The following is a 26,176-nucleotide window of genomic DNA, read 5'->3' as shown; positions in this document are numbered from 1 at the left end:
CACCATGAAGAAACTGCTTCAACCTTTAAAATGGGTTTTATACATCGCCGCAGGGTTGGTGCTGTTTCTTGTTTTGTTTGTCTCGTTCATAGGCTTTACCGCATCGGGCTCAAAATTTGCGGCCCGCCAGATTTCATCCCTTGCATCCACAGCCGATCAAAAGGTTGAGATTTCTGCGCCACAGGGTCTCCTTACCGGAAATCTGCGCCTTGACAGCGTCGTGCTGTCCGACCGCGAAGGGGTCTATGCCCGTATCAATGGCATTGCTGTCGACTGGTCTCCAACCGCGCTGCTCACTGGCACCTTCCGCGCAGATCTGGTCTCAGCCAGCACAATCGAATTTGACCGCACTCCCTTGCCATCTGAACAACCGGCAAAACAGGAAAGCGGTAGTTTCTCGCTGCCGATTGCAGTCGATATCAAAAACCTGACTTTCGATGACATCAAGCTTGGTGAAGCCTTGGCTGGACGCCCGTTTGAATTGGTAGCGTCAGGCAATGCCAAGGCATCGTCCAAAGATATGGCCGCCAACATCGCCGTTCACCGCAAGGATGTGCCACAGGCAGGCATCACGGCCGATTTCACCTATGTGCCCGAGCAGAATGTTCTGCAACTCAAGGCTAATTTAAGCGAACCACAGGGCGGCATGCTGGCAAACCTTCTGGCATTGCCCGGCGCCCCCGCTGTTTCGCTTGACATTGATGGTCAAGGCCCACTGTCCGATTGGAGCGGCCAATTGGTCGGCGCCGTCGATGGCAATCGCATCCTGAGCCTGACCGGCCAGCATAAACTTGCCGATACCGGCGTGCGCCGTATTGCGCTGACCGGCGGTGGTCAGCCGGACATGCTATTGCCCCCGCTGTACCGCCAGCTTTTTAATGGCGAAACGCAGATCGACTTCAATGTCGCACTCGATCCGAACGGCCGTATCGACATCGAAACCGGAAATCTGACAACCGGCGCGCTGCTGCTGGCCGCCTCCGGCACCGTTGATCCGCAAGGCATGAACGACTTGAGCGCCAACCTGATTGGCACCAATGGCCCTGTTGATTTCCGTTTGCCGATGGATGGTGGTCAGGCACGGCTTCTGATCGATGGCGCCGATATTTCGTTGCGCGGCAACGCGCAGGCTGCAGCCTTGAATGTCGCCGCCGCACTGCGATCTGTGGAAATTCCGCAGGGACGTCTGGATGGCATCAAGCTATCTGCGGCAAGCAAGGACCTAAATCTCGCAGCCTTTACCGGAACGGTCGACACGACGGTTTCCGTTGATGGTTCCGCGCTGGTCAGCCCTGACCTCGACCGTTTGGTTAAAGCGCCCGCCACGTTGAAGGCACCGTTGCGCCTGTCTCCAACCGCTATCGGTTTTGAAGCAGCGACACTGGAAAGCGCCAGCATCGGTGGCACCACCAGCGGCACCTATACGCTGGACAGCAAAACCGTTTCCGCAAATCTGCGCCTGTTCGCAGTGCCGCAGATCCTTCCTGAGGCACTGGCACAAAAGATCGAAAAAACCATTGCGGTCGAGGGATATGTCAACGCTGTCATCGGCGGCAAAACAAGCCTCGAAAACCTTGTCGTTCGCTCGGATCTGGTCGAAGCGAATGGTAATCTGCTGCTCGACAACGGCATAGTGCAGGCCAAGATCGGCGGACGTTTCCTTGCTCTCGAAAAACTGCTGGCCAACGCACAGGGTGCGGCCGGTTTTGCCGTGGAAGCGACAGGCCCGCTTGCTACACCGGATTTCAAGGCCAGCCTGAACTCGGCCCGTGCCACGATGGCCGGGCGTTCGCTCGAAGCATTTGCACTGACCGCCAGCGGTAAGGCCGACCCCGCGGCACCGCAGGCAGACATTGCGGCGAGCGGCACGCTGGATGGCCAGCCAATCGAAGCTAAGGCCGCTCTGGTTCAGGACCAGAATGGAACGGCTCTGCCGTCATTGCGCGTCGACATCGGACCCAACAGCCTGACAGGTGATCTGCGTTTTACGCCGACCTTCCAGCCCAACGGTACTCTAGCGTTCGACTTTCCTGACGTCTCGTTGCTCGCCGCATTGGCAGCCCAGCAGGCCGCAGGTGATTTGAAAGGTACTGCTGTCTTCAACAGCAATGCGACAACGACGGCAATCACTCTGAAGGCCAACAGCAAATCGCTGAGCCAAGGTACGAATGGAATTTCAAACCTCGCAGCCGATATCGCTGTCAGCGACCTGAAGGCCTTGGCGGCACAGGGAACGTTGACTGCACAGGCGATAAATGCCGGCGCAAACACCATCAGCGGACTGAAGCTGGATATTACCCATGCCGGGTCCGCAACAGGCTTCAACCTCAATGCCCGATACGACAATGCGCCACTTCTGGCATCCGGCAGCGTCGATACCGGCAAACAACCGCTGACTGTCGCTATCAGGGACTTTTCCGCCGCTCCGCGTGGTATCCCGGTCAAGCTGGCACAACCGACCAATATCACTGTCGACAATGGTACGGCGCGCATCAACGGCCTCACCATTCAGACAGGCAATGGCCGCATTGAAGTAAATGGCTCGGCAGGCTCAAACCTTGATATCAACGCTGTTATCCGTTCTTTGCCGGCCAGCCTTGCCAATGCCTTCGCCAGTGGTCTTGACGCATCCGGCGATATCTCCGGCACGGTCACCGCCAAAGGTGCCGCGGCAAATCCATCTGTCGGTTATGACCTGAGCTGGAACAACGCCGTTGTAAGCCAGACACGTGCGGCGGGCCTTGCACCACTCAGCATCAAGGCCGATGGTACATTTGCCGACAATCTGCTGAACATCACAACCGGACTAACCGGTCAGGGCGGACTGTCATTGTCCGGCGGCGGCTCAGTTGGTATCTCCGGCAACCAGCCATTGTCATTGGCCTTCAAGGGTAATCTGCCCTTTGCAACGGTTGCGGCACAAACAGCCGAACAGGGTTTGTCGGTGACAGGCAGTGCCAACATTAATCTCAATATATCCGGCACCGCTGCAGCCCCATCGATAACCGGCACGGTTTCAACGGATGGCACTCAGTTGACCGATGTGCGGAGAAACCTGACGATCAACAATCTTGGTGCCACGATCACCTTTGATCGGGACCGCGCCGTCATCTCGCGCTTGTCCGGCAGGCTTGCGGCTGGTGGCACGCTTTCGGCATCCGGCTCGGTCGGTATCACGCCAGCGTCCAATTTCCCGGCCGATCTGTCGATCGTGCTAGACCGCGCCGCCTATAATGACGGGACACTGGTTACCACTATTGTCAGCGGCACATTGACCCTGAAAGGCCCATTGCTCGCCAACCCCGTGCTTGCGGGAACACTGACGCTGGACAAGAGCGCCATTACCATTCCTGAACGCTTGCCAGCCTCGCTCACCGCTATCGATATCAAACATCGCAATGCGCCACCTGCGGTAAAAAAACAGGTCAGCAACATGCAGGCGGATGAGTCCAATGGCAGCAGCTCCACCATTGGTCTCGACCTCAACATCAATGCGCCCAACGGCATTTTCGTGCGCGGTCGCGGCGTCGATGCCGAACTGACCGGCAATCTGGTGGTACGCGGCACCGCTGCCGATCCCGTGGTATCCGGTGGCTTTACCATGAAGCGTGGCAGGCTCGAAGTCCTGACCAAAAGACTGGACTTCACCACAGGCAACATCACTTTCGGCGGCGGCTTGGTACCGGTTTTGGATATGGCAGCCGATTCCGCCTCCGGTTCAACAACGATAACCGTCTCTGTTTCCGGTCTTGCCAATGATCCGGCGATTACCTTCTCCTCATCTCCTGCTCTGCCTCAAGATGAAGTGCTGGCACAGCTTATTTTTGGACAGTCCATGTCGAAACTGTCTGCCCTTCAGATCGCCCGTCTGGCCGATGCTGCAAGCCAGCTAGCCGGTGGACGTTCTACCTCGCTGTTCAACAGTTTGCGCAGCAATCTTGGCGTCGATGATCTTGATATCTCCACCGACGAAAAGGGTGACGCGAAAGTATCTGCCGGGAAATACATCAATGACCGCACCTATCTTGAACTGGAACAGAGTGGCAGTTCAGGCGCAAAGGCTGTGATCAATCTGGATGTTGGCAGAGGCGTCAAACTACGGGGTGAAGCAGGCGCAGATGGCGGTGGCGCAGCAGGTATATTCTACGAAAAAGAATATTGATCTCTTATGTACTGCTTATGTATAAGTTTATAGTTTCATAATATTGCAAATATAAATATATCAAAAATACCCTATTGTTATTATTTATAATTTTTTAATGATGATTTTGTATAAAAAATCGTCAGTTGATTTCGCATATTCAGGAAACACCCCAAACATAACATTGAGTCCTGACGTTTCAATCAATGGAAACGCTTCCGGACTTTCAATTGTACAACGCCTCGCGGAGACGGGAGCCACCCATGAGCTTGTCATTTTTTCCGGGATCACATGCAAAAGCTGTTTTGACTGCCCTTGGCGGCACTCAAGCGATGATTGAGTTTGATCCATCCGGGAAGATACTGTCTGCAAATGACAATTTCTGCCGCGCACTTGGTTATTCAGCAGCCGAAATCATCGGCAAACATCACAGTATATTCTGTGACCCCAAATATAGTGGCAGTCAGGATTACAGGAAGTTCTGGCAGGATTTGGCGAACGGCAAGGCGGATGCAAGACAATACAAGCGCATCGGCAAGGGCGGCACCGAAGTCTGGATACAGGCCTCCTACAACCCTGTGATCATTGGCGGCAAGGTCCAGAGCGTTATCAAGATTGCCACTGTAATTACCGAAGCAAAGCTCAAATCAGCCGAGGATGCGGGTAAGATAAATGCCATCTCACGCGCTCAGGCTATTATCGAATTTACCACCACCGGCCAGATCATTACGGCCAACAGCAACTTTCTGAACTGTCTAGGTTATAGGCTTGAAGAGATAAAGGGCAAACATCATAGCATGTTCTGCGAAGCTGCATTCCGCGACAGTGCCGACTATGCGACCTTCTGGAAAAAATTGGCAGCTGGAGAATTTATTGCCCAGGAATTCAAGCGCATAGGTAAAGGCGGAAAACCCGTCTGGATTCAGGCATCCTACAATCCAATTCTTGATGAGGAAGGCAATGTCTTCAAGATCGTGAAGTTTGCCACCGACGTGACGGAACGCGTCCGCGCCGTCAATGAAATCGCTGATGGTTTGACCGGCCTCGCCAATGGCGATTTGACGACGCAGCTCAACACACCTTTCATCCCTGCCCTCGACAAACTGCGCACAGACTTTAACGGATCGATCGCCAGACTGCGCGACGCCATGAAAGTTGTCTCAGACAATGCGACGGGCATTGCTGGTGCTTCACATGAAGTCAGCATTGCCTCAAGCTCTCTAGCCGAACGGACGGAGAAACAGGCAGCCGCTGTCGAGCAAACCGCAGCCGCACTGGAAGAAATGACCCAAACGGTTACTGACAACAGCCGCAGAGCGGAAGAGGCAGGGCAACTGGTAGCGAAGGCCAAGAGCGGCGCCGAGCTTTCCGGGACTGTCGTCAACAACGCCATTGCGGCCATGGACGAGATTGAGCAATCGTCCAAGGGCATAAGCAACATTATCGGCGTCATCGATGAGATCGCCTTCCAAACCAATTTGCTTGCGCTGAACGCTGGCGTGGAAGCAGCTCGCGCCGGTGAGGCTGGCAAGGGCTTTGCCGTGGTCGCACAAGAAGTGCGTGAACTGGCGCAACGTTCCGCCAATGCCGCCAAGGAAATCAAGGCGCTGATTACCAAATCAACCGAGCAGGTTGCCAATGGTGTTTCGCTTGTTGATGAGACAGGCAAATCACTGGAATTGATCGTCCGTCAGGTGGCCGAAATCAATCAGAATGTCGCAGCCATGATTGAAACGACCCGCGAGCAGGCGACTGGATTGAAAGAAATCAATTCTGCGGTCAATTCCATAGATGCCAATACGCAGCAGAACGCGGCCGTGGTGGAAGAAACCAGCGCCGCCAGCCACGGTTTGGCAAAAGAAGCAGAATCTTTACGTAATTTGCTAAGACAATTTAGATTTACGCAAGACTCTCACGTTAAAAGGAATGATGTGAAAGGGGATGTGCAGCCCTTGGCATCAAGAGCACGCGGTACGGTTGCCACACCAGCAGCCAGAACACATGGTTCTCTTGCTTTGGCGCAAGTACAGCAAGATTGGGAAGAATTCTGATGGCGACGATTAATTCTACAAACTTCGGCAGCGACACTTTGGAAATTATTGCATTCCGCCTGCACGATCAGGAATTCTGCGTGAAGACGACCACAATCCGCGAAATTCGCGGCTGGGCGCCATGCACCCCGATCCCGCACGCCCCAGCTGACGTGATTGGCGTGATGAACCTGCGCGGATCTGTTATTCCGATCATTGACCTCGCCTACAAACTCGGCATGAAAAGCACCGTTGCCAATGAGCGTAGCGCCATCGTGGTTGCCGAAGTTCACAACATGGTCATCGGCATGCTGGTTGACCGCGTATCCGACATTCTGACAATTCCTGCCAATCAGGTTCAGCCTGTGCCGGAGGTATCCGCTTCTTTCGACAAGTCCTTCTCCGAAGGCATCATCGCCAACGAACATGGCATGATCTGCTTCCTGAACCTAGCAAAGATGTTCAAGGGCAACGAGATCGAAGATCTGGCAGCATAAGAAACATGCATCACGCTACGCCACACATCGCGAGCGAGATCATCTTTCCAAACGTCCTATGATTTTAAACCGCTACGATCCATTCGTGGCGGTTTTTGTTTGGGTCAAACAGCTAAAATCCCCCTGTTTCTTTCTGTATTAAAAAGAGCTTCAAGCAACAATGCATCAATTACATTTTAATATTCTAATGTTCTAATCACTATATTGGAGATTGATGATTTTTCTCCCTGTCAGCGAATGAATCGCGATAACGCTGCCAAGCGAAAGTAAACGCTCTCACTTTCGCTGTTTCCGGAGGGTACAATGTTCGGCCTGCATAAAGTCAGTGATGCCAGAAATATCGTTGATGCCATATCCAAATCGCAGGCCGTGATTGAATTCACCCCAAACGGCGTAATCCTCAATGCCAATGAAAACTTTTGCAAAGCCCTCGGTTACGACCTGAGCGAGATTGTTGGCAAACATCACCGCATGTTCTGTGAGCCAGATTACAGCGCATCTGCCGAATACACCCAGTTCTGGCAAAACCTGGCGGCGGGAAAACACGACACCAAAGAATACAAGCGCATCCGCAAGGACGGACGCGAGATCTGGATACAGGCTTCTTACAATCCGGTTTTCCGCTCCGGCAAAGTTTACAAGGTCATCAAGTTGGCGACCGACATCACCGCCGTCAAACAAAAAGCGGTCGAAGATGCCAGCAAGCTGAATGCCCTCTCCAAATCACAGGCGGTGATCGAGTTCACCTCAACTGGTGAAATTCTCACCGCCAATGAAAACTTCTGCAAAACACTGGGTTACGACCTCTCGGAAATCGTGGGAAAACACCATCGCCTGTTTTGCGAGCCGAACTATGCTGCGACATCCGATTATGCCCAATTCTGGCAGCGCCTTTCACAGGGCGAATTTATTGCCGATGAATTTGTTCGCTTTGGCAAAGGTGGCAAGGAAGTCTGGATACAGGCAGCCTACAACCCAATTTTCAACGACAAGGGCACCGTCGTCAAAGTCGTCAAATTTGCGACAGACGTCACCCCACGCATGAGCGCAATTACTGCACTTGGCGACGGCCTCAGAGCCCTGGCCGATGGAGAACTGTCGCAAAATCTCGATACTGCCTTTGTGCCCAGCATGGAAAGAGTTCGGCACGACTTTAATGAAGTCATCGCCAAACTGCGCAACACCATGCAGACGGTGGCCCACAACGCGACAACAATTGCCGCAGGTTCTTCTGAAATCCGCACGGCTGCGGACCAGTTGGCGCAAAGAACGGAGCAGCAGGCTGCCTCACTCGAACAGACCGCCGCAGCACTCGAAGAAATCACCACAACAGTCAAGGATTCCAGTCTGCGGGCCGACGATGCCGGAAGGCTGGTGACTTCCACCAAAAACAATGCCGAACGCTCCGGTGCGATTGTCGACAAGGCAATTGGCGCCATGGATGAGATATCTCGCTCCTCCAAGGAGATCACCAACATCATCGGCGTGATTGACGACATTGCGTTTCAGACGAACCTGCTGGCGTTGAATGCCGGTGTTGAGGCGGCACGTGCTGGCGAGGCAGGCAAAGGATTTGCCGTCGTCGCGCAGGAAGTACGCGAACTGGCACAACGGTCTGCCAGTGCTGCCAAGGAAATCAAGAACCTGATCAATACCTCAGGCGACCATGTCGCCAATGGTGTCGAACTTGTTGGTCAGACAGGCGGCGTGCTGCGAGAAATCGCCAATCAGGTCGACCAGATCCACGTCAATGTCTCGGCGATTGTCGAAGCGGCCCGCGAGCAGGCCAACGGCCTTGCGGAAATCAACCAGGCCGTCAACATGATGGACCAGGCAACGCAGAAGAATGCGGCAATGGTTGAGGAAACGACTGCCGCCAGCCACGGTCTGGCGCGCGAATCGGAAATATTGCGGGAGCTGTTGACCCAGTTCCGTATCGGCAATGCTCAGGCACAGGCCTATGAAGCACCGACCCCACATGCCGTTGTCAGCAGACACCAGCAGGTCGCATCACCGGTACATAAGATGGTTGCCAGTCTGCGGCACGCCACATCAGCCATGCCTGCAGAGCGCGCCGATCAATGGACAGAATTCTGACGCTGTAGCGCGTACATCCAGAAACAAAAAAGGCGGCCCGAAAGCCGCCTTTTCTTTTTACACGAAGAGCACAAAAGTCTTCTGCAGGGTAATCCAGATACCCCAGACAATCGGAATACCGACAACAGCCCAGGCAATCAGCGCCTTGGCGTCGAGACCACCCTTGCCAATACCGAAAGAACCGGAAGGACCAGTGTCCACGGCCTTGGTCTTGGCCTGTAAGGCTGCAACTTCTTCGTCAGACATGTACCACTTGGCATCCAGCGGCTTCACCAGCAGGTTGGCGATGAGGCCAACAGCCAGCATGCCCGCCAGAATATACATGGTGAAATCGTAGACCTGCGCGCGTGGAATGCCCGCTGCGATCTGTGCTTCACGGATGTAGTTCACGACAACAGGGCCGATGATGCCGGCTGTTGCCCATGCCGTCAGCAGACGACCATGGATAGCACCAACGAACTGCGTACCGAAGATATCGGCCAGATAGGCTGGAACAGTCGCAAAACCACCGCCATACATCGACACGATGATGCAGAACATGCCCACGAACAGCGCCTTGTTGCCGAGACCGGCAGCCCAAGGGGCAGATGCGTAGAGTACGATACCGAGTGCGAAGAAGGTGAAGTAGGTTGCCTTGCGGCCGATACGGTCAGACATGGAGGCCCATACAAAACGGCCACCAATGTTGAATACCGAAAGCAAACCGGTGAAACCGGCAGCAATCGCTGCAATCGACGCCAGTTGTTCAGTGTTCAGATCAGCAAACTTGACATCGGGAAGACCAATCAGCGAACCGGCGAAAATTTCCTGCAGCATCGGTGAAGCCATGCCGAGTACGCCGATACCAGCCGAAACGTTAAGGCACAGTACCAGCCAGATCATCCAGAACTGCTTTGTCTTGTGCGCGTTCTTCAGGTGAACGTGGCGGGTCGTGATCATTGAGCTCTTGGCAGCAGGCGCTGTCCAGCCTTCAGGCTTCCAGCCGGCAGGCGGAATGCGGTATCCAAATGCACCAGCCATCATGAACACGAAGTAGATCGCAGCCATGACCAGGAAGGTTTCCCAAACACCGATCGATGCATCGGTACGGAAATGGCGCATCAGCGCATCCGCAAGCGGCGCACCGATCATTGCACCACCGCCGAAGCCCATGATCGCCATGCCGGTCGCCATACCACGACGGTCAGGGAACCACTTGATCAGGGTCGAAACCGGAGAGATGTAACCGAGGCCAAGGCCAATACCACCGATGACACCGGCGCCGAACCACATCAGCCACAGCTGGTGGGTCATGATACCAATGGCAGCAATGGTCATGCCACCACACCAGCACACAGCCGATACGAAACCGGCCTTGCGTGGGCCAGCACGCTCAAGCCAACCGCCCCAGATCGCAGCCGAGCAGCCCAGCAGAACGAAGAACAGCGTGTAGATCCAGCCAAGGTCACTAACGCGCCAGTCGCAGCTGGTGGTGAAAAGGGCAGTCGCAAGGCCCATGTCAGAGCAGACGACGGACTGGTTGATGCCGATTGCCTTGGTCAAAGGCAGCCAGAACACGGAAAAGCCGTAGGCCATACCGATGCAGAGATGAATGGCCAGCGCAGCAGGCGGCACCATCCAGCGGTTAAAGCCAGGCTTGGCGATAATGCGCTCACGGTCAAGGAAGCCGGTACCGGCTGCATTGCCAGTGAACGTCTCGTTCGTAGCAGTCATGTGTTTCCTCCATTCGACCCGGCTGGACGCCGCGCGAATACGGTTGTTGTCATTTATTCGGCTGTTCCGACCGGCGGTGAGCACACACCGGCATAGACATTTGATCAGGCTTGCGTTTCATAAACACCGCCCCTGACGCGGCTTGAGCGGCCTTTCCTAAAACCCGCCATTTCGCTTGATCCGAATTGCGTTTTGGCAGCAGCAAAGATCGTGCCAAAAATAAAACTAAATAATTACAATGTATTAGACTAAAATTCCGCCACATTTCGGACAAAATGTCCGTGACAATGCGACAAAATGTCCAAGCGGTGCGACAAAATCTCGCCCGGACAGCAGGTCTGATTTGGGAGATTTATTGCGCTTCAGGTAGCCAGACCGTGAAGGTCGTTTCTGTTCCAGGCGTGCTTTCAGCGGTAATGATACCGCCTTGACGGATCACCAGCATCTGGCTGACCGATAGACCAAGCCCTGTACCTTCCTGCCGTTTGGTGGTGAAAAACGGTTCAAAAATTCGAGCGAGAACATCCTGATCCATGCCGATACCGGTGTCGGACACTGTCAGCACAACACCAGCTCGCTCGTCACGCTCTGCATCATGGCAGCCAAGACCTAACGTGCCGCCATGCGGCATTGCGTGAGCGGCATTGACGATCAGATTGACCAGCACCTGCTGCAACTCGGTGCGGTTCATCAACACCAACCGGCTGACATTGTCATCACGCACGACATTGATACCGCTGCGGTTCAGCACGTGCTGAACCAGTGGCATGGTATCGGTCATGATATGGGCCGGGTCATGCCGTTCAACATAACCGGCGAATTCTTCTGGTCGCGCAAATTGCAGCAGCTTGGTGACAATACGGCTTATGCGCTCGACCTGCTCATCAATCAGTCGAAACTCGGTTTTGGCCAGATCGGCGTTTTCACCGATCAGATAACGCGCCACCTCGAGATTGCCCTGAATGACGGCAATCGGATTGTTGATCTCATGGGCAACGCCGGCAGTGATCTCTCCTACCGTGGCCAGCTTTTCAGAAATCACCAGCTGTTTCGTGGTGGCTTCCAGCTGATGGTTGGCAAGCTGCAATTCCCGCGTCCGTTCGTCAACACGCACATTCAGCTCTTCATTCCAGGCGCGCAGTTCACCTTCACGCTCCTGCAGGCGCTGCAGCAAATCATCCAGATGAACAGCCACCTGCCCGATTTCATCATGCGTGGCAGGCAGCCCGGTTCGCGCACCAAGATCACCCTCATCCACACGGGCGATGGTCTCGGTCATTCTCTCCAGTGGTTTGAAGATGCTGCGCGCCCACCGCAAGAACACCGGAATGCTCATCAAGGTTATCGCAAGAAACGCAATAATCACCGCGGCGACCGTTTCATATTTGGCGCGGGCGAATGGCGCTTCCAGAAATCCGACGTAGAGCATGCCCGCACGATTGCCGTAACTGTCGACCAGCGGTTCATAGGCGGAGACATACCAGTCGTTTACGACAAAGGCGCTGTCGAGCCACACGCGCCCTTCACCCAGCACCGCAGTCCGCACGGCGTTGGATACCTGCGTTCCCAATGCCCGCTTCCCTTCGAAAAGACGGACATTGGTGCTGATGCGGACATCATCCAGAAACAGCGTTGCCGTACCCTGACTGCCCTCCGGCAGACTGACTTCCTTGTAGACCAGATCATTGATCGTATCGATGAAATCGAGATTCTGGTTGAGAAGTTTGCCACCGACAAGAGCCAGACGCCGGCCAGGCGAAACATCAATCGGACTGGCGGCGTGAATGGCAAGACCGCGTGTTTCCCAAAGCTGTTCCGATTGCCCGGAATTTGGCGTCTTTACAAGCTCCAGGCGGGCGCGTTGCGCCAGCGCAGCGGAAATCTCTCCCAACTCGTCATTGGAAAAAATGTCGAATGCGTAAGCGGCTTTTCCCTGCAGCGCCTTGGCCCGCACGGGCCAATTGACCCGCACACGCGACACTTCCGTTCCGGCACTGGCGGTAACCCGCCCCTCAGGGTCAATGATAAACAGGAAGTCGAGCCCCAGCTTTTCGCGGCTTTCTTCCAGATAACCACCCAATTGTGTCGCTGTATCATCCTGCAAGACATCCTGAAGCCGCGCAGAAGTCGCAATGGATTCAATACGTTCGCCGGTGTTTTCGAGAATGGTCGACAGATATTGATGCGCGATGGTCAGATCGCCATGCACTTTGGAGATCAGAAGTGAATCGAACTTGGCGCCCCAGCGCACCATCGTCACGCCCAGCAGCAGCGGCAAAATCACCAGGGTTGGTAACAGGGCAATCGCCAGCAGTTTAACGCGGACGGAGCGAACCGGGCTGACGACCTTTGGCTGATGGTGCAGATCAGCCATGCCAGGAGGTCAGCTTGCGATCAATGGTCTTGCGGGAAATGCCAAGCCGTCTTGCAGCTTCATCGCGGTTGCCAGCAACCTCGTCGAGCACACTCAATATGTGCCGGCGCTCAACCTCTTCCAGCGTGGCATTGCTGGCAGGCGCAGAAATACCGCCACGTAGGTCCGCAGGAAAGCGGCCCAGAATGAGGGTACGTTCGATCAGGTTACGCAGCTCACGAACATTACCGGGCCAGTTATAGGCGAGCAAAGCCGCCTTGATCGCATCATCGACCTGCACGGGTGGCATGCCGAGTTGCCGCGACAGCTTGTTCATGAACAGATCGGTCAGTTCAAGAACATCCTTTTCACGTTCACGCAACGGCGCGAGATGCACCTGCATGACGTTGATGCGGTAATAAAGGTCAGCGCGGAAACGGCCTTTTTCAACGTCCTTGGCAAGATCGGCATTGGTGGCAAACACAAAGCGAATATCGATCGGCACTTCGCGCTCGGAACCAACCGGCCGAACCTTGCGATCTTCAATGACGCGCAGCAGCTTGCTTTGTAGCGCCACCGGCATTTCACCGATTTCATCAAGGAACAGCGTGCCACCCTGCGCATGCAGGAAAAGACCCTCGCGCCGGGAATCCGCGCCCGTGAAAGCGCCCTTCAAATGGCCAAACAATTCTGTTTCCAGCATGTCAGCGGGAATAGCCGCACAATTGAGCGGCACGAAGGGTTTACCAGCCCGGTCGGACAGTTCGTGAAGGGAACGCGCCAGCACTTCCTTGCCGGTCCCGGACTCACCTGTCAGCAACACCGACGTTGGCAAGGGTGCAACGCGACTGATCATTTCACGTGTCTGCTGAATGGTCGCAGAGCTACCGAAAATCCGATCACGCAGATAGATGTGATCGGACGCGGCCCTCAGCTCATATTTGAGCGCAAAGTTCTCCCGCTGCAACTGGATGCGGTCCAGCGCGCGAGTTATGGCATTGAGGATCTGGTTTGACCGAAACGGTTTCAGCACAAAATCCGCCGCACCGGCGCGGATCGCCTGTATCGCCGTATCCAGATCGGCATATGCCGTCATCAGGATCGTTTCGGCATAAAGGCCGATGGAGCGCTGTTCTGCCAGCCATTCAAGACCGGTTTTCTTCGGCATGATATTGTCGAGAATGACAATGTCGAAATGACGCTCATCCAGCTTGCGGCTGGCCTCAACCGTATCTGATGCTTCGTCGATAAATTTGCAGCGGCTTTCCAGCGTGCGCACAAGGAAATTGCGCATGCCTGGCTCATCGTCCACCACAAGAATAGATGCCTTGGCGAGCCACGGTCCGAAATCGGATTCTTGAGCCGCGGCCTGCGGCTTTGAAACCACTTCGTGTTGCACATCACTCTCCTGCGACATCCGCTATCAGCTTAAAAATGACGAATAGCAGAGCGGCGCCTAAAAGCAAAATCAGGACCCGATATCCGCACCCGCTGCGATCTCAACAATTCTGTGAGCATGGGTGAAAATTTCGAAGTCCTCACCCCTCACCAATGCCACCAGTGTCACACCGGCCTTTTCCGCCGTCTCGATGGCAAGTGCAGTGGGCGCCGAGATCGCCAGGAGGATGGGACTGCCAAGAATAGCAGTCTTCTGCACCATCTCGACGGAAACACGGCTTGTAACCGCAATCATACCGTCGCGGCTACGGCGGCCAGCACGAAGGACAGCGCCAACCAACTTGTCGAGGCCATTATGGCGCCCGACATCTTCGCGGACAGCCAGCAATCCCTCACCTGGCAGGTAGAAGCCGGCGCCGTGCACGGCGCGCGTTTCCTGATTAAGTGACTGCCCGTCCGACAACAGCGTGATCGCAGACACAATGTCATCAAACGTCGCTTTGAGCGGGGCCGTTGAAACGTCGGGAACCGGACGAAGTGCTTGCTCGATCGATTCAATTCCACAGAGGCCGCATCCGACTGGCCCTGCCATATGACGACGGCGCGCACGCAGTGCATCAGCCTGATTATCTCCAAGCATCACCTGCACATCGTAACCCTTATCGGCCGCAAGGATTTCAACGTCAACGATCTCAGAGACATCACGGATGATGCCCTCGGTCAGACTGAAACCAATGGCAAAGTCTTCCAAGTCGGCCGGTGTGCCCATCATGACGGCATGGGTAGAACCGCCATAGGAAAAGGCGATTGGCACCTCCTCGGGAACAGCACGTGTGGCTTGCGTCACAACACCTGCGTGCCGTGATATGCGTATGACTTTCCGCGAGGTTTCCATCAAATAACAGCCCTATTCGCCTGCATGCGACAAAAGCCGGAACAATTGGCAGCATCACGCGCACTTGCCATTGGCTTTCATCAAAATTGGAGCCTAGTTCTACCCAAGAGCTAGGGCGCATCAAAGCGCAAATTCGCAACGGCGATGATAGTAGCAGCTGAACATGGGTAGTCTAAAAACAAAAAAGCGACCGAAACGGCCGCTTTTTTCTCATTTTTTGTGGGCAGTCATTCTTTCGAACCCGCCCGGTGCTTTCAAGCAGCGACGAGAACCTCATGCAGGTTCGTCAGTTCGTAGAGGTGCTTTTCAAGCTTGGTCAGGTGCTCGTGGTGATGGCTACCACCTTCGATTTCTGCCTTCGCTGCATCAATACGCTTCTGCAATGTATCAGGGCTGATTTCATCAGCCGAAACAGCAGATTCAGCAAGCAATGTGCAACCTGTTGGCAGAATGTCGGCAAAACCACCGAACACCACGTACTTGTGTGTCTCACCAGAGGCAAATTTCACCGAAACGAGACCAGGCTTGATCGTCGTCATTACCGGCGCATGGTTTGCCAACACCGTCATTTCGCCCAGAGTGGCTGGAATGACGACTTCAGTAACCGTTTCGGAAACGAGCAGGCGCTCCGGAGAAACAAGTTCGAATTTGAAAGTGTCGGCCATGGCTATTCACTTCTTGTTTTGTTGCGCGACAGACAAAGGCGCGTGGAAAAGCCACGCGCCCTTCTTAAAGCATTATCAGGCAGCTTCAGCAGCCAGCTTCTTTGCCTTTTCGATAGCTTCTTCCATCGAACCGACCATGTAGAATGCTGCTTCTGGCAGGTGATCGTAGTCACCATTTACCAGGCCCTTGAAGCCCTTGATGGTGTCTTCGAGAGCAACCAGCTTGCCCGGCGAACCGGTGAAGACTTCCGCCACGAAGAACGGCTGCGACAGGAAGCGTTCGATCTTACGAGCGCGGGCAACAGCCAGACGGTCTTCTTCAGACAGTTCATCCATGCCAAGGATGGCGATGATGTCCTGAAGAGCCTTGTAGCGCTGCAGTGTCGACTGAACCTTACGAGCCACTTCGTAGTGCTCTTCGCCAACGATCATTGGGTCAAGCATACGCGATGTAGAGTCGAGCGGGTCAACAGCCGGGTAAATACCCTTTTCAGCGATCGAACGCGACAGAACGGTCGTTGCGTCCAAGTGGGCGAACGAGGTTGCTGGTGCCGGGTCGGTCAAGTCGTCGGCAGGTACGTAAATAGCCTGAACCGAAGTGATCGAACCCTTCGTCGTTGTCGTGATGCGTTCCTGCATCTGGCCCATGTCGGTCGCAAGCGTCGGCTGGTAACCCACAGCAGAAGGGATACGGCCGAGCAGAGCGGACACTTCGGAACCAGCCTGCGTAAAGCGGAAGATGTTGTCCACGAAGAACAGAACGTCCTGGCCCTTGTCACGGAAGTCTTCAGCGATCGTCAGACCGGTCAGAGCAACACGTGCACGTGCACCTGGTGGTTCGTTCATCTGGCCGTAAACGAGAGCAGCCTTGGAGCCTTCGCCACCGCCGTGCTTGTTAACGCCCGACTCGATCATTTCGTGGTAAAGGTCGTTACCTTCGCGAGTACGTTCACCCACACCGGCAAATACCGAGTAACCACCGTGCGCCTTGGCCACGTTGTTGATCAGTTCCATGATGAGAACGGTCTTGCCAACGCCAGCGCCGCCGAACAGGCCGATCTTACCGCCCTTTGCGTAAGGTGCGAGAAGGTCAACAACCTTGATGCCGGTAACCAGGATCTGGCCTTCAGTCGACTGGTCGACGTAGGACGGAGCTTCCTGGTGGATAGCGCGCTTGCCGGAAGTGACCAGCGGACCAGCTTCGTCAACAGGCTCGCCGATAACGTTCATGATACGACCAAGCGTCTCAGGACCAACCGGAACGGTGATCGGAGAACCGGTGTCACGAACGGCCTGACCGCGAACCAGACCTTCGGTCGAGTCCATGGCGATCGTGCGAACGACGTTTTCGCCGAGGTGCTGTGCAACTTCGAGAACCAGACGGTTGCCCATGTTGTCAGCTTCAAGCGCGTTGAGGATCGCAGGCAGGTCGCCTTCGAACGCCACGTCGACAACAGCGCCGATAACCTGCGTAACTTTGCCAGTCGCGGTTGTGCTCGCTGCGGTTTTCTTGGGGGTAGCTGCCTTAGCCATTATCCTTACCCTCTTTCCTTAACCTCAGAGCGCTTCAGCGCCCGAAATGATTTCAATCAGTTCCTTGGTGATCTGAGCCTGACGCTGACGGTTGTAAGACAATGTCAGCTTGTGGATCATTTCACCGGCGTTGCGCGTTGCGTTATCCATCGCGCTCATTTTGGCACCCATTTCGCCAGCAACGTTCTCGAGCAATGCCCGGAAAACCTGAACCGAAATGTTGCGCGGAATAAGGTCTTCCAGAATGGAAGCCGCATCCGGCTCGTATTCATAAATTGCAGTCGTTGCCGTCTGCTCGACTTCAGCGGCCGGCGCAGCAGCAGGAATAAGCTGCAAGCCTGTCGGCACCTGGCTGATAACCGATTTGAACTCGGAGTAGATCAGCGTGCAGACATCGAATTCACCGGCGTTGAAACGCGCAATGATCTTCTTGGCAATCTGGTCGGCATTTTCGAAAGCGATCTTCTTCACTTCGCGCAGTTCAACGCGCTCAATGATGTTCGATGCGAATTCGCGACGCAGGCTGTCGTAGCCCTTTTTACCAACGGTCATGATTTTGACCGTCTTGCCTTCGGCGATCAGCTTACGCGCACGATCACGAGCAAAACGGGAAATCTGTGAGTTGAAACCACCGCAAAGACCACGCTCGGCTGTGCAGACGACGAGCAGATGCACGTCGTCCTTGCCGGTACCGGTCATCAGTGCAGGAGCTACGTCTGCCTCAACCGCCTGAGCGATATTGGACAGAACGGCGCTCATGCGCTGTGAATATGGCCGGGCAGCCTCAGCAGCCTCCTGCGCACGACGAAGCTTCGCCGCGGCGACCATTTTCATCGCCTTGGTAATCTTCTGTGTCGCCTTGACCGAGGCAATGCGGTTTTTCAGATCCTTTAGTGAAGGCATCCGTTATCCGTCCCAGTGTGAACCCTAATCAGGCGAAAGACTTTGCGAAGCTATCCAGAGCAGCCTTGAGCTTGCTCTTGGTGTCATCGCTAACAGCCTTTTCCGTGCGAATGGTGTCGAGAATGCCCTTGCCTTCCGAACGGAGGTAGGACAGCAGACCCTGCTCGAACTTGCCAACTTGGTTCACAGCAACCTTATCGAGGTAACCGTTCACGCCAGCAAAGATCACGGCAACCTGTTCTTCAGTCTTGAGCGGCGAGAACTGTGGCTGCTTCAGGAGTTCCGTCAGACGTGCGCCACGGTTCAGCAAACGCTGTGTGGAGGCATCGAGGTCCGAACCGAACTGAGCAAATGCGGCCATTTCGCGGTACTGAGCGAGCTCACCCTTGATCGAACCAGCAACCTGCTTCATGGCCTTGATCTGAGCAGCAGAACCAACGCGCGAAACCGACAGACCGACGTTAACAGCCGGGCGGATACCCTGATAGAACAGGTCGGTTTCAAGGAAGATCTGGCCGTCGGTGATCGAGATCACGTTGGTCGGAATAAACGCGGAAACGTCGTTACCCTGGGTTTCGATAACCGGCAGAGCGGTCAACGAACCAGCGCCCATTTCGTCGGAGAGCTTTGCAGCCCGCTCGAGAAGACGGGAGTGAAGGTAGAAAACGTCGCCAGGATAAGCTTCGCGACCCGGAGGACGACGCAGAAGAAGCGACATCTGACGGTAGGCAACAGCCTGCTTGGAAAGGTCGTCGTAACCGATCAGCGCATGCTGACCGTTGTCACGGAAGTATTCGCCCATTGCGCAACCAGCGAACGGAGCCAGATACTGCATAGGAGCAGGATCGGAAGCCGTAGCGGCAACGATGATCGAATACTGCAGTGCGCCACGCTCTTCCAGAACCTTAACGAACTGGGCAACGGTCGAACGCTTCTGACCGATAGCAACGTATACGCAGTAAAGCTTGTCACCGTCAGGACCATTGTCGTGAATGGCCTTCTGGTTGAGGATCGTGTCGAGAATAATCGCGGTCTTGCCGGTCTGGCGGTCGCCGATCACGAGTTCGCGCTGGCCACGACCAACTGGGATCAGGGCATCGATAGCCTTGAGACCTGTGGACATCGGCTCATGAACCGACTTGCGTGGAATAATGCCAGGAGCCTTTACGTCAACGCGAGCGCGCTTCGTGGCATTGATCGGGCCTTTGCCGTCAATCGGGTTACCGAGAGCATCGACCACGCGGCCAAGCAGCTCAGGACCGACAGGAACGTCAACGATGGCGCCGGTCCGCTTAACGGTGTCGCCTTCCTTAATGTCACGGTCAGAACCGAAAATAACCACACCGACATTGTCGGATTCGAGGTTCAGCGCCATACCACGGATGCCGCCTGGGAACTCGACCATCTCACCAGCCTGAACATTGTCAAGGCCGTAAACGCGAGCGATACCGTCACCAACGGACAGAACCTGGCCGACTTCCGAGACCTCAGCCTCGTTGCCGAAATTTTTGATTTGATCTTTCAGAATTGCGGAAATTTCCGCGGCGCGGATATCCATCAGCCAACCTCTTTCAGTGCAAGCTTAAGGGTGGAAAGTTTGGTGCGAAGAGACGTGTCGATCTGACGGGAGCCAACCTTGACGATAAGGCCACCGAGGATTGACGGATCAACGGTTACTGCAACCGTTACATCCTTACCAGTAACGCTCTTCAGCGCCGCCTTCAGTTCAGTTTCCTGCGCTGCATCGAGCGCATGTGCCGAAGTAACTTCGGCAGTAATTTCGCCACGGTGTGCGGCAGCGATTTCGCGATAAGCGCGTACCATGCCAGGAACGGCAAACAGACGGCGATTCTTGGCGACAACTTTGAGGAAGTTCGCAGCAAGCGTCTTCAGGCCGGCCCTTTCGCAGATAGCTGCGATGGCCTTGCCCTGATCTTCAGACGAAAATACCGGGCTTTCTACCAGACGCTTCAAATCGTCACTCTCGTCGAGAAGCGACTGGAATGCATCGAGATCGGCCCCAACCGCCTCTACAACACCCGCCTCAAGAGCAAGCTCGAAAAGCGACGACGCATACCTTTCCGCTACACCGGATGTTCCATGGGAGGTGTCTGCCACTGGCACTTTTTCCCTGCTTATCATCCAAGAAAGACAAGTCGCGTCAGCAACTTTGCCAAATTCTTGAAATCGTTTCAATTTCCCCGAAAAAGGCTAAAGTGATCCCCCTCACCTTTTCGAATTTCGCGGTCCGTCTAGCATAGGATGCCGGGACTCGCAACACGGGTAATAACGGAATAAGGCTTTAGGGCAACAGGAAAGCAGAAAAAAATACGAAATCCCCATTCCTTTGCCAAAAGCGCCACACCTTGGGCGTTTCAGCCAGCCTCACACTATTCCAAAAACATAGAGTAACGGCAAGGCAGCAAGTACAAAATTTACAACCATAAGTAGGCAATTTCGCCATGTCGTGCCACCGTCAGACAGGATGGAAAGCACTGCCCCGAACACTGAAAGACCGAATGCGGCACCAAACGCGAGATAGACCATAGGCTGCGCGAGCAGCAAAGCAGCAGCGCCAAGTCCCAGGTAAAAGCCAGCCAGCGAGGAGCGGATCAGCACAAACCCGTCATTGCGCTCACGGCTGGATTGCAATGCAAAGAGGCGCAAGGTCACACCAGGCGCAAACAACATCAATAACCCGATCAGGGCTGAGACCGATGCAGCCAAAAACGCCAATTGTTCTCCAAACTCGGTTGGAAAGTAAAATTCCATGATTGCCAGCCCCTCGCTTCAAATCAGTTTCACTTGCCGACTTACAATATTGACCTAAAAATCGGAATCGTTATTTCAGCGCTACTTCAGCCTCACAGAAAACTCTGCGGGTCGATGTCCACTTGGACATGGATAGAGCCACGTTCCTTTGGACCATTGGCCAGCATAGCGCGCATAAACCCCTGCATGTCCGAATTGCGTTTTCCGTGAACCAGCAGCCGGAAACGATACCGTCCGCGAATAAGTGCAAGCGGTGCCTCCGCCGGCCCCAGCAAGGCAATGCCAGCAGCCTGCGGCGCTGCAACTCTCAGAGCACGAGCATGGGTTTCTGCATCAGCGCGGGTTTCCGCCGACACGATAATCGAGGCTAAGCGCCCGAACGGCGGCAACATCGCTTTTTCACGTTCAATGATTTCACGATCATAAAACGCCCCGGCATCACCGGAGACAATGGCCTGCATGACCGGGTGCTGCGGTTGATAGGTTTGCAGAAGACCATGACTTTTCAGACCGGTACGACCGGCGCGACCCGTCACCTGTGACAGAAGTTGGAAGGTTCGCTCCGCCGCACGCGGATCGCCATTCGCCAGTCCCAGATCGGCATCAACAATGCCAACCAGCGTCATCAGCGGGAAGTTATGGCCCTTCGCCACCAGCTGCGTGCCAATGACGATATCGACCTCGCCATTGGCAATCGCTTCCAGTTCCAACCGCAAACGTTTTACGCCACCGGGCATATCCGATGACAGAAGGATGGTTCGCGCATCGGGAAAGTGTTTCTCGACCTCTTCGGCGATACGTTCCACACCAGGACCACAGGCAGCCAAATGGTCAAATGTGCCGCATTCCGGGCAATGGTCCGGTGTCTTTTCGGCGTAACCGCACTGGTGGCACTGTATCTGCTCCCGGAAACGGTGCTCCACCAACCAACTGGCACATTGCGGGCACTGAAAGCGATGGCCGCATACGCGGCAGAGCGTCAATGGAGCATAACCACGTCGGTTGAGGAACAGCAGCGCCTGCTCACCGCGTTCAATGGTCTTGCCAATGCCGCGCAGCAAAACCGACGACAGAAAGCCGCCCCGTTCCGGCGGGTGGCGTCGCATATCGACAAGGTGCAGATCGGGCATCGCCGCATCGCCAAAACGCGTGTGCAGATGAATGAGATTATAACGCCCGGAATTGCCGTTGACCTGGCTTTCCACCGATGGCGTCGCAGAGACCAGTACGACGGGAAAATCAGCTATTCGCGCCCGCACCACCGCCATGTCGCGTGCATTATAAAACACGCGATCTTCCTGTTTGTAAGCTGGGTCATGTTCTTCATCGACAATTATCAGACCAAGATTGTCGAAGGGTAGAAACAGAGCGGAACGCGCACCTGCCACCACCCGCACCTCGCCGGTCGAGGTCTGCCGCCATACCTTTTCGCGGGTTTTCGGGGCAAGCTCGGAGTGCCATTCGGCCGGTTTTGCGCCAAACCGGTTCTGAAATCGCTCTAGAAATGCAGCGGTCAGCGCAATTTCAGGCAACAGGATCAACACCTGTTTGCCCTGCCGCAGCGTTTCGGCAACCGCCTCGAAATAGACTTCTGTCTTGCCGGAGCCGGTGACGCCATCGATCAGCGAGACAGAAAATCCGCCCTTGCGCTGATCCTCAAGAATTTCAGACGCTGCCTGCTTTTGCGGACCTTCAATACGCGCCTCGACATAATCAGGGTCAGGTTCGGCAACCACGGGCGGCGCGGGAAGAAACACGGTTTCGAACACGCCCTGTTTTGCCAAACCGTCAATAACGCTGGTGGAAACTCCGGCAGCATGCGCAAGACCGCTCTTCGTCCAGGTATGGCCCTCACCTGCCAGCTCGATCACCCGCTGGCGTGCCGGCGTCATGCGTTCGGGCCGGCCTTCACCCAGACGCAGGCCTTCAATCATCGGCTCGGGGTCAAATGCGGCGGGTGCGCGCAATGCCATACGTGCCACCAGTCCCGGTGGAGACAGCGTATAGGAGGCAACCCAATCGATGAAGCGCCGCATTTCAGCTTTAAGTGGCGGGCAGTCAAAAGCCTTGGTGATCGGGCGCAGTTTCTTCGGATCAACCGTCTTGCCGTCATCCTGCTCCCTGTCCCAAACCACTCCAATGACCTGTCGAGGCCCAAGCGGAACCTGCACCACAGTACCCGGTTCCACCACCATATCGTCAGGGACGGCGTAACTGTAAGGACCCGGCGCAGGCAGCGGCACAAGAACAGGCACGCTATTGCGCGCCACAGGTGCAGGATCGAATATTGCGCCAAACAGGTCAGTCGAATCTTTTGCCATTGTGCGGCGACCATGCCTTTTCATGAACAAAAAGGAAACTGCAAACAGCGATGCGCGATGCCTTCAATATCGTCAATTTTAACCAAATGCTGATCCGCAGGCTCTATCCTTGTCATCAATTGAACCACCGGAGCGTAATGAGTTGTCCGAGATTCTGACCTTTGCCGATCAGGCTCTTCTTGATGAGCGGCAGACATGGCTTGCCACGTTGCAGGGTGAGCGCCGTCTTTCCGGAAACACCGTTGAGGCCTATGAGCGCGACACAAGACAGTTCCTGATGTTCCTCACCGGTCATCTCGCCGCACCGGCAGGCATCAAGGATATTGCCGACCTACGCCCTGCCGACTTACGCAGTTTTCTGGCATCCCGCCGTCGTGATGGTGCAGGCGCCCGTTCGCTTGGCCGCCATCTGGCGGGCTTACGATCCTTTCTGCGCTATCTGGAACGCAAAGGTCTGGTGAAGACAGCAGGGGCAAATGCCATTCGCACGCCCAAACAGCCAAAGTCTCTGCCAAAGCCGCTTACCGACAGGCAGGCACTGAACCTGACACAGACCGATACCCAGATGCAGGAAGAACCGTGGATCGCCGCGCGCGATGCAGCGGTACTGTCTCTTCTTTATGGCTGTGGTCTGCGTATCTCCGAGGCACTAAGCCTGCGCGCAGTGGATATTCCAAGCGCCACAAGCGCACTTCGCATCACTGGTAAAGGCGGAAAAACGCGTCTGGTGCCATTGTTGCCGATCGTCGCCGAAGCAATCGCAACATATCGCAAACTTTGCCCGTACCATCTTACGAATGACGAACCCATGTTTGTCGGCGCACGCGGCGGCAAACTGCACGCAGCCATCATCCAGCGCGGCATGCAGAAATTGCGCAGCGCGTTTGGTTTGCCGGATACGGCGACACCGCATGCTTTACGACATTCCTTCGCCACCCACCTGCTGGCTGGCGGCGGCGATCTGCGCACCATCCAGGAATTGCTTGGCCATGCCAGCCTGTCAACCACCCAAATCTATACCGGGGTGGATACGGCACGCCTGTTGGAAATCTACGATAACGCCCATCCGCGGGCGTGAAAGGAACGGTTGTGCTGTCCAAGTATTAACCACTTTCGTTAATACAATCGCGACGTCGCCGTCATAAAAAATCTTTAGCGAAATTACGGGATTGCATGACCATGGCTGGCGGATTGAACACTGAACGTCTTCTTGGTTGGAGATTGCCAAGTCCGGGCAACACCATGCTTGGCCTGTGCGCGCTGTTTAACATCACCCTTCTCGCCATCCTGCTTTTGACATTGCTCGGTATCAAACCGGCACATGCACAGGAGGATCTGAGCTGTGTCGGTCAGGATCTCGTCGAGATCATGCAGCGTGATGAACCCCAGAAATACCAGAACTTGCAGGCAGAGGCGGATAAGGTCCTGAATGGAAAAGGTACATTCTGGCGCATCGAAAAGGACGGTCTTGCACCGTCCTATTTGCTGGGCACCATGCATGTGACCGACCCGCGTGTTCTCAAAATGCCAAAGGGCGCCCAGGAAGCATTTGCCAGCGCAAAGACGGTGGTGGTTGAGTCAGACGAAATCCTTGATGAACAGAAAGCCGCCGTCGCAATTTTCGCCAGACCCGATCTGTCGATGTTCATCGATGGAAAATCCATTACCGACATGCTGTCGACGCAAGACAAACAGCGCCTGGAAGATGGCTTGAAACAGCGCGGCATTCCGCTGGTCTCGGTTCTGAAGATGAAGCCATGGATTCTGGCAAGCTTTGTGGCTCTGCCAGCCTGTGAGTTCAAACGCAAGGCGCAGGGAGCATCTTTCCTCGACAAGAAGATCGCCGAAGACGGTGTAGCTTCTGGAAAATCCATCAAGGGACTGGAAACCCTTGTCGAACAGATACAGGCCATGGCTGATCTTCCAATGGATTTCCACATGAAGGCATTGGTTGAAACCTTGAGCCTTGGTGATCGCATGCAGGACATCATGTGGACGATGACCGATCTATACCTTCAGGAAAATGTCGGCGCGATCATGCCAATGGTAACGGCCGTCACACCGGAAAACTCCGACACGGACGAAGACGGTTATGCCAGCTTCGAAAAGAGAATTATCACCGACCGTAACCATGTCATGGCCGGAAGAGCAGCGCCGCTGCTTGCGCAAGGCTCAGTCTTCATGGCAGTCGGTGCACTCCATTTGCCGGATGAAGAAGGGGTCATCGAACTGCTGCGCAAACAGGGTTATACGCTGACCCGCGTCAACTGATCATCAGCCGTCTGATCATCAGCGGCCAATGGTAACCTTGTGAATGCCACGGCTTACCTTTTTCAGGGTGGCTGGGACGATGCGCCGGTGGACGGGCGCAACAAACATCATATAGACCCAACCAAGCCAGTTTTTGCGGTTCACAAGCGTCGTGACACTGATTGTCGGATTGCTGTCGTGTGCTTCGACATCAATCACGATGCGAAAATCGAGATGATGATCATCAAACCCCATCACCGTTCTGTCTGCGGTGGAGGCGATAATCGGAAATCCCCCAGCGCTTTCGCCCGCTGAAAGCTGCACGGTCTTCAGACCGAACCAGCGTACAACGCTATTGCGCAGTCGCATGAGAAACGAAACCCAGGCCGGTGGATTTTCCAGAATAAGGCGCGCTGCCGTAAGCGATGTCAGCCCATTTTCTTGAAGGGTACCTTCGAAACGATCCGCCCAGTTAAACGAAAACGGCAACGGCTCCGACAAAAATTTCATGTTCGACCTCGACATTCACTGAGGCCAAGCATTTACCGATACGCACAAAAACAAAAGGCGGCGAATTGTCGCCGCCTTTCATAAACTGCGAAATCAGC

18 protein-coding genes are annotated in these 26,176 nt (G+C 55.0%); 6 read left to right on the top strand and 12 right to left on the bottom strand.

The window, feature by feature from the left end; genetic code table 11:
* Positions 1-4: 4 nt before the first annotated feature.
* The 4 genes from M2418_RS24125 to M2418_RS24110 all read left to right on the top strand — a co-directional run bounded on the left by M2418_RS24125 (position 5) and on the right by M2418_RS24110 (position 8,765).
* On the top strand, positions 5-4,162 hold the full coding sequence (locus M2418_RS24125; protein WP_259149574.1) for a translocation/assembly module TamB domain-containing protein: 4,158 nt from the start codon (positions 5-7) through the stop codon (positions 4,160-4,162).
* A gap of 242 nt (positions 4,163-4,404) precedes the next feature.
* Positions 4,405-6,192 (top strand): PAS domain-containing methyl-accepting chemotaxis protein, encoded by a 1,788-nt coding sequence (locus tag M2418_RS24120; protein ID WP_259149573.1) that lies wholly within the window; start codon positions 4,405-4,407, stop codon positions 6,190-6,192.
* Positions 6,192-6,668, top strand: a complete 477-nt coding sequence (locus M2418_RS24115; protein WP_192490381.1) for a chemotaxis protein CheW — start codon at positions 6,192-6,194, stop codon at positions 6,666-6,668. The genes M2418_RS24120 and M2418_RS24115 overlap by 1 nt, the downstream gene beginning before the upstream one ends.
* A 303-nt stretch (positions 6,669-6,971) precedes the next feature.
* Positions 6,972-8,765 carry a PAS domain-containing methyl-accepting chemotaxis protein gene (locus tag M2418_RS24110; RefSeq protein ID WP_259149572.1) on the top strand — a complete coding sequence of 598 codons (1,794 nt, stop codon included), beginning with the start codon at positions 6,972-6,974 and terminating at the stop codon, positions 8,763-8,765.
* A 57-nt stretch (positions 8,766-8,822) separates the two neighbouring features.
* Here the strand turns inward: M2418_RS24110 and M2418_RS24105 are convergent, their stop codons facing one another.
* The 11 genes from M2418_RS24105 to M2418_RS24055 form a co-directional block, all read right to left on the bottom strand.
* Complete coding sequence (locus M2418_RS24105; RefSeq protein ID WP_259149571.1) at positions 8,823-10,478, bottom strand: OFA family MFS transporter; 1,656 nt, start codon at positions 10,476-10,478, stop codon at positions 8,823-8,825.
* A 352-nt stretch (positions 10,479-10,830) separates the two neighbouring features.
* Positions 10,831-12,852, bottom strand: coding sequence for a HAMP domain-containing sensor histidine kinase (locus M2418_RS24100; protein WP_259149569.1), 2,022 nt, complete (start codon positions 12,850-12,852; stop codon positions 10,831-10,833).
* A complete protein-coding gene (locus M2418_RS24095; RefSeq protein WP_405049476.1) occupies positions 12,845-14,230 on the bottom strand; it encodes a sigma-54-dependent transcriptional regulator in 1,386 nt (461 codons plus the stop codon). Before M2418_RS24095 ends, M2418_RS24100 begins: the two co-directional genes overlap by 8 nt.
* Before the next feature lie 69 nt (positions 14,231-14,299).
* On the bottom strand, positions 14,300-15,124 hold the full coding sequence (gene fdhD, locus M2418_RS24090) for a formate dehydrogenase accessory sulfurtransferase FdhD (protein WP_259149567.1): 825 nt from the start codon (positions 15,122-15,124) through the stop codon (positions 14,300-14,302).
* Positions 15,125-15,378: 254 nt separating this feature from the next.
* The gene (locus tag M2418_RS24085; protein ID WP_250984301.1) at positions 15,379-15,789 is read right to left on the bottom strand and encodes a F0F1 ATP synthase subunit epsilon; all 411 of its coding nucleotides are present in this window, start codon (positions 15,787-15,789) and stop codon (positions 15,379-15,381) included.
* 75 nt (positions 15,790-15,864) lie between these two features.
* Entirely contained in the window at positions 15,865-17,322 is a 1,458-nt protein-coding gene (gene atpD, locus M2418_RS24080) for a F0F1 ATP synthase subunit beta (protein ID WP_192490388.1), read from the bottom strand.
* Between the two features lie 24 nt (positions 17,323-17,346).
* Entirely contained in the window at positions 17,347-18,225 is an 879-nt protein-coding gene (locus tag M2418_RS24075) for a F0F1 ATP synthase subunit gamma (RefSeq protein ID WP_192490389.1), read from the bottom strand.
* A 28-nt stretch (positions 18,226-18,253) separates the two neighbouring features.
* Entirely contained in the window at positions 18,254-19,783 is a 1,530-nt protein-coding gene (gene atpA / locus M2418_RS24070) for a F0F1 ATP synthase subunit alpha (protein WP_192490390.1), read from the bottom strand.
* The gene (locus tag M2418_RS24065) at positions 19,783-20,349 is read right to left on the bottom strand and encodes a F0F1 ATP synthase subunit delta (RefSeq protein WP_259149566.1); all 567 of its coding nucleotides are present in this window, start codon (positions 20,347-20,349) and stop codon (positions 19,783-19,785) included. Before M2418_RS24065 ends, atpA begins: the two co-directional genes overlap by 1 nt.
* Before the next feature lie 261 nt (positions 20,350-20,610).
* Positions 20,611-20,997, bottom strand: a complete 387-nt coding sequence (locus M2418_RS24060; RefSeq protein ID WP_259149565.1) for a DUF4345 domain-containing protein — start codon at positions 20,995-20,997, stop codon at positions 20,611-20,613.
* A gap of 92 nt (positions 20,998-21,089) precedes the next feature.
* Positions 21,090-23,318, bottom strand: coding sequence for a primosomal protein N' (locus M2418_RS24055; protein ID WP_259149564.1), 2,229 nt, complete (start codon positions 23,316-23,318; stop codon positions 21,090-21,092).
* A 142-nt stretch (positions 23,319-23,460) separates the two neighbouring features.
* On the opposite strand from M2418_RS24055, the gene M2418_RS24050 reads away from it, so the two are divergent.
* Positions 23,461-24,396 carry a tyrosine recombinase XerC gene (locus M2418_RS24050; protein WP_250984297.1) on the top strand — a complete coding sequence of 312 codons (936 nt, stop codon included), beginning with the start codon at positions 23,461-23,463 and terminating at the stop codon, positions 24,394-24,396.
* A gap of 95 nt (positions 24,397-24,491) precedes the next feature.
* Positions 24,492-25,589 carry a TraB/GumN family protein gene (locus tag M2418_RS24045; RefSeq protein WP_259149563.1) on the top strand — a complete coding sequence of 366 codons (1,098 nt, stop codon included), beginning with the start codon at positions 24,492-24,494 and terminating at the stop codon, positions 25,587-25,589.
* Between the two features lie 18 nt (positions 25,590-25,607).
* Here M2418_RS24045 and M2418_RS24040 read toward each other — a convergent pair whose 3' ends face one another.
* The gene (locus tag M2418_RS24040) at positions 25,608-26,078 is read right to left on the bottom strand and encodes a DUF2867 domain-containing protein (RefSeq protein WP_259149562.1); all 471 of its coding nucleotides are present in this window, start codon (positions 26,076-26,078) and stop codon (positions 25,608-25,610) included.
* Positions 26,079-26,176 lie beyond the last annotated feature (98 nt).

The sequence above is a fragment of the Rhizobium sp. BIGb0125 genome, assembly GCF_024810055.1.
GTDB lineage: Bacteria > Pseudomonadota > Alphaproteobacteria > Rhizobiales > Rhizobiaceae > Agrobacterium.
This window is presented reverse-complemented; position numbering and strand designations above follow the sequence as displayed.